The following is a 6,434-nucleotide window of genomic DNA, read 5'->3' as shown; positions in this document are numbered from 1 at the left end:
TGTCATTTCTCCGTTGGCAAGGGTCTGAACGTTATCCTGTGCTGCTGTCTTGGTTTCATTGTTCATCATCGCTTCGAACCAGGTTGCTGCATTTGTTACGGAATCAATAGTATCTACAACCACCTGGTTGATCGGGCTTAATTCACCTTCAACCGTATATTTGTAGCCTTTTACAGAACCCATTTCCTTCATTGCATAATCGCCTGCATGTTCTACGAAATATTTTAACCAGTCTGCTGTTGCATCATCGTATTTATCTTTGGAAAGTGCCAGTATATTACCACAGTTCATCGGAACTTCGGTGATCGGGCTGACGGATTCATCTACTACAGGAATACTGAAATATCCGATTCCCTCTTCTCCTGCCGGGTTATTCTCGCTTGTGATGTCTTCTGTAAACCAGCTTCCGTTGTAGCACATTGCTGACTCACCAGCCAGCATCATGTTTCCTGCAGTCGTCTGGTCAACGGTTGTAACACCTTCGCCAAAGTATCCCTTTGAAGCCATATCTGATACCTGTTTCGCTGCTTCTGCAAATTTAGGATCCGTAAAGGAAATCTCTCCTGATGTAGCTTTTGTCAGTGCATCCACACCCATGGTACGGATTACATATGCATTCACCAGACGGCTTAAAGGCCATTTTTCAGATCCGCCGATTGACATTGGCTGAACACCTTTTTCTTTTAACGTGTCACATACTTTGATTAAATCATCCCAGGTCTTGGGAACTTCCACACCTGCATCTTCAAATACTTTCTTGTTATACCAGAAGCCTTCAATATTCAATCCCAGTGGAAGATCATAGATGCTGTCAGTATTAGAAAGTCCTTTTAACAGGGTAACTGCGCCTTCTTCAATCTGATCCGATACACCCAGTTTTTCTAATTGCTCTGAAATATTTACAACTTTATCTGCATTAATCAGTTCCGTAAGCGGTTGACCGGCCACATAAGCAAACGCATCCGGAAGATCATTGGAAGCGACTAAAGTAGCAACCTTTGTGGTCAGGTCATTTGCTGAAACCAGCTCAAATTCAAATTCAAAGTTTGGATTTACTTCTTCCTGATACTGTTTTGTCAGGTTATATAATAATTTTCCTTCTTTTGTATCCTCTGCCCAGATAGACAAAATTTTAAATTTCTTAGCCGGTTTGTCAGAGTCTGCAGATGCCGTATCATTTCCGTCCTCATTATTTCCTGTTGCTGCTGCATCTGTATCTGTCTTTGAATCTGCTGCTGAGTCTGCTGTTGTTCCAGCATTCTGTGTCTCTTTTGAGGTTTCTCCCGAAGAAGAACCACATCCTGCTAAAGCCCCCATAACCATTGCCGCAGAAAGAATCGCTGCAAGTATACGTTTTTTCATTCTATTTTCCTCCATAAATCCTTCATTTTATAATTTAAGTGCTGTCAGTTTTTCGAAAAACTTGTTATATATACATCATATCAGCTTTTAAAAATAATTATAGTCATTAATTTTTTATAAAATGTTAGGATTTTTTAGGAAAACCTGCAAAAAACATGACATTCCAAAACGAGGCCAGTCATTCTTCCTGTTTTCGGCAAAACAGGCCAGCATAAAAACGCTGGCCTGTGACTCTGCTTTTTACTTAATTACTACGCTGCTCTTCTGTCCTCTGTTTTTGAACAATTTCTTGTAATCATTCAGTTTAGACTTTGGAACCTTAATCTCTGCCCTGGAAGAAATTTTCTTCAGACAATTGCTGTATGCATTGCTCAATACTTTAGATTTAACAATGATGTTTGTAAGCTTGCTGTCTCCATAAAAAGCCTGTTTTCCTATCGCTGTTACGTTTGCACCAATTGTAATCTTCCGAAGCTTCCTGTAATTCTTAAAGGATTTTTGTCCGATCTTTGTAACTTTGCATTTGATACCCTTTAAGGTTACCGCAGATGGTATTGTTACCTTCTTAACCATCTTACTGGAAGCTCCTGTTACCATTACCGCTGCTTTTCCCGCTGTCGGATTGGTAACTTTGTATCTCAGCCCCCTGTATGTGAGAATCTGTCCTTTTTTCAGTGCAGGTACTGCCGGTTTTGGGGCCTCTGCCGGTTTTAATTCCAGTCCGATTGCTGCTGACATTAGTCCGGATGCTGCCCGGTCTATCTGATCCTGTGTAGCATTTGCATTATTTAAAACCGCTGATGCTGCTGCAACTGCATCTTTCAGCACTTTTGCACTGTTGTCCGTATATTTGGCAGTATCAAGCCCGGCATATACATGATAGAGTACTTTTAACGCTGTAGTGTCAGTTGTGACAACCGATTCTTCCGGTTTCACAGACTCTTCTTTTAATTCTGCTGCTGCTTTTGCCAGGGCTGCTGCCGCCTGATCCACTGCTGCCTGGTCTGCTTCTTTGTTATTTAATACATCTTCTGCAGCTTTCAGTGCTGCAAGGAATGCATCTGCACTCTCTTTTGTATACTTAGCGGTATCTACGTCTGTATATGCATTGTAGAGTACGCTCAATAGTGAGAAGTCTGCCGGTACTTCCGGCTCTTCGGGATCTTTTGGCAATACTGCAAGTTCAGTTGCTGCAGACAAAAGATTTGCTATGGAATTGTCAACTTCTTCCTGTGTTGCATTTTCATTGTCGATTACGATTTCTAAATCATCTAATGCTTTTGTGAATATTGCCGCGCTCTCCTGAGTATATCTTGTAATATCTAAGTCTTTATAAGCACTGTGTAATGCTTTTGCTAATGATTTATCTGTTTCCTGTTCTGGTTCTGATTCTTTTTTCTCCAGTTCTGCCAGCGCTACCAGCAGTCCAGATTCTGCTTCTGCCGCTTCCACTTTTGTGGCATTTTCTTTTTCCAGCACTGCTGCCGCAGTAAGCAGAGCATCTTTTAATGCAGCTGCGCTTTCTTCTGTGTAAATGCTCATATCCATCTGTGAAACAGCTTTGTATAGTGACTGCAGCTGCGTCAGATCGGCCAGAATACTTTCCAGCCGGGCAATGGCTTCCTGAAGCTTGTTAATCTGCTCCTCTATTGCATCCTGTTCTGCTTTTTCATCTTCCAAAACAGCCTTTGCCTCTGCAATCGCTGCCTCTAATACAGCATAACTCTCTTCTGTATATCCATCCGGTATATAAGCTTCTGCTGTCTCCAGTGCTGTCTGAAGCGCCGTCTTATCCGCAATACGGCGGAATGTCACCGATACGGTAAGGTCCTTCTGAACATTTGGAAGCAGTATGGTACTGCCTTCTACGGAATAGTTACCTGTTGACTCTATTTTATCCAGCATATATCCTTCATCCGGTATAACACGCAGCAGAGCATCCTCATGAAGCTTTACTTCCTGAATCTTTGGCTCGATTGTTCCATGTTCTCCTGCAATACCCTCAACGGTTGCGGTCGTCTCTTCCACCGGTTCTTTCTCTGCAATGGCGGCCACAACTGCATAATCAATCCGGCTGACACCGCTTTTTACGGTAATCCGCAGCTTATGGTCTGCATTTTCGTCACTGGCATGAATCTTTAAAACAGGAAGGCCAAAGTTCACATTGCCATTTTCATTATCCACTTCATATCCGGCATCTACCGTTTCTCCGTCCAGTGTAATTTCTGCTTCCCCCCAGGGAATCGTATCGTCTCCTCCAAAGATATTTCGAAGCTTCTTCGGCGCATAAACCGTCACATCCGTACCATGGAAGGCAATTTCATAGTACGCCCCTTCTTTACTGCTGGAAGTCCAGCCGGTATTGGTAGAATCTGTCTGCGTAAACTGTGCCCATCCTGCTGCTCTTTTATCCGGCTCTTCGTTTGCTGTGGTGGACTCTGCCTGAGGGTCATAAGTGATCTTATCCGACTTGTCATTAACATAAGTCAGAATCTTCCGTCCGGTGTTGTCGGGAAGCTTTCCTTTATAGGTGACTCTGGCACCGTCAATTGCTATCTGCGCTTCCGATGTCTTTTGAATCAACGCGGTGTGTTCCCCAAGTTCCAGGTCTGCAAAGATGGTAGAAGCAAACTTATCGCTTCCTGCCGATGTATTTATCGTTACCGGATCCCCACCGTCAATAGACACGCTGATATTTGCATTATTGTTATACTTTCTGTAAAACAGCTCCAACTTCGTGCCGTAAAAATGCAGAATGGATTCCGCTCCCGTAACATTGGTAAAATGAACGTCATTTCCTATAGTTGTCGGGAAATTGCCCCCTTCAGTTTCCCGGTAGGAGAAATTATCATCATATGAGAACTGGTTGATTCCCTCACCCATATCATTGTCATTAATGGTTACGGTCTTTTCCACGCTGTCATCTGTTTCTTCATCATACACAAAATAGCGGATTTCGCGAATGGCCGGAGACTTGTCTGCCGACTGAACTACAAGCCGTATCCCAGTAGCCTTCACAGGCGCAAACTGCACAGTTTTACTGAGTCCTATACTTCCGGTGTCAGAACCGTCTAACGGAATGTTTTCCCAGGTCCCGGTACTTGTGCGGTATTCCAGACCAAATCCGGTAATATGATTTCCCTCTTCATTTATGGTTACTTGATCGATCGTGTAGGAACCGGAAAATTTCTTCTCCAGTGTGATTGGATAAGAAGCGTCCATAGCTGCTGCCCAGGAAGTGGAAATATCCTGGTCAAAGGCTGCTTCTGCCTGTTCCGGATTTGAAGATGCATCTGCGGATACATCAGACCAGAAGTAAAGTTCAGCTGCTCCGCCGCCCATGGTAATTTCCAGGGTGTTGTCTGCACTCATTTCTACTGCCTCTATCTTACCGGTTTCCTTGTTGATCTTATTCAGCTGCGGATGGTTTTTTGCAAAAGTCAAAGTGATATGCTGCATGGTTTCTTCTTCACTTCCATCATCCACCTGAATCCAGTTCTTTCCATTGTTTCCGGACTGTGCAGCTTTTTTCATTCCATCAAAAAGCCCGTTGACGACCATAAAACCCTTTGGATAACTGCATCCGAAATAATCGGTAAGCTCCTTAGAAGTAAGTCCCGGAAGAGGATTAAAGTAACCAAGAACTACGTCACCCGGGTTTCCTCCATTTACCGTACCCAGATTCTCAGCATCTACACCGGATATATAATATTCCGCATTCTTAACTGCATTGTCTTCAAAGCTTCCCATTCCTCCTACTGCTTCCGTAGCCGCCCTGCTGGCTGCCGTATTGGGATTTCCATTGGCATTCAGCCCGGTTTTCGTTACCAGGGTATCGCTGTTTAACCGAATCAGTGCATCTCCCATATTTTTTGTCTGACGGATAATATCAGCCCATTCATAGTAAGAACGTTTGGGAGTTCCGTCATAATCAAATAAAAAGCATTCATCAAAAGCAAACTCTGTCCGCCATAAGTCCAGCCACTTCATCCCCATTGCCAGGGAAACGTTATTGATCATATATTTCTGGGATTCTGTGAGGTCACGGTCAAAGGCAGACACATACTGGCCAAACAGGATCGGCATGGTTCCATCCCCGGTAAGACCTGCCAGTGCTGCTTCCCTCTGCCAGCTGCTGGACATAATCACGTTCCTTGTAGATCCGGTTTCGTTGTCCCATCCGGTACCATTAAAATAATAATTGTCATGTGACAATAGATCCGGCTGGGCAATTTCTGTAAATACATGCATCGGCTGAGCATTATTATTTTCCCATCCCCTGCCCAGTGCCTGGTTGGAATGCAGGATGACACCCGGATAGTTTATTTTGCTCCAGTCAAACCATTTTTTAAATAAATTCACTTCTGAGAGGCTGTATAAGCCTTCATCGCCAAAACAGGAGCTAACGAAGTTGGCAACATACGGACGCATCTCTTCCGGCAGATAATCCCTTGGTTCTCCGGCTCCGCTCATGGCATTGCCTCCCCAGGGTGCTTTTGCAATTCCCCATTGTGCATTTGGTGTGTATTTAAAAAATTCAGTATTTTCCAGCGGCGGGTCGTAAAAAATTAATCCGGTCAGTTCGCTGCCCTTATATTCATTTGCATCATAAGTTCCCCTTCCATATTCGCCACTGGCAACCCAGGAGGTATACTGGAATCCTTTATTCATCAGGATTTCCTGTCCACGTGAAATGTTTGGGTTAGAGGGTACGAAGCATTCCTGGTTAATCTCTTCACTGGATGGCTCCGGAATTGCGGGGTCACCGGGCTTATAACCGTAGACCATCATTTCTTTAATCTCCGGAATCAGATTCATCTCGTATCTCGTATATGAAAATCGGATGTATCTTCCTGTGTAGTTGTCTCCGAATTCATAGCGGTGAAACTGTCTGGATGGGTCGGTGACCTGTCTCGGGGTCCGGTTTCTTAGATTGCCTTTTTCAAATACCGTTGTCCACTCATCACTTCCGTCTTCCCGCACCTGTACGCCCACCATATTATTCCAGATGCTGTTTTGTCCCCAGTCTTCCGGGGTGTTAAGCAGTGCCGTCATTCTGCTCACCACATAAT

2 protein-coding genes are annotated in these 6,434 nt (G+C 44.0%); both read right to left on the bottom strand.

Annotated elements, in window-relative coordinates:
* The coding region (locus RHS_RS21150; protein WP_047834292.1) for an extracellular solute-binding protein at positions 1-1,362 on the bottom strand (1,362 nt) is incomplete at its 3' end.
* 240 nt (positions 1,363-1,602) lie between these two features.
* Positions 1,603-6,417, bottom strand: coding sequence for a leucine-rich repeat protein (locus RHS_RS21145; protein WP_395023214.1), 4,815 nt, complete (start codon positions 6,415-6,417; stop codon positions 1,603-1,605).
* Positions 6,418-6,434: the final 17 nt, after the last annotated feature.

It is taken from the genome of Robinsoniella sp. RHS, assembly GCF_001029355.1.
GTDB classification, from domain to species: Bacteria; Bacillota; Clostridia; order Lachnospirales; family Lachnospiraceae; genus Robinsoniella; species Robinsoniella peoriensis.
Note: the sequence above shows the minus strand (reverse complement) of the source record. Positions and strands in the feature narration are given on the sequence as shown.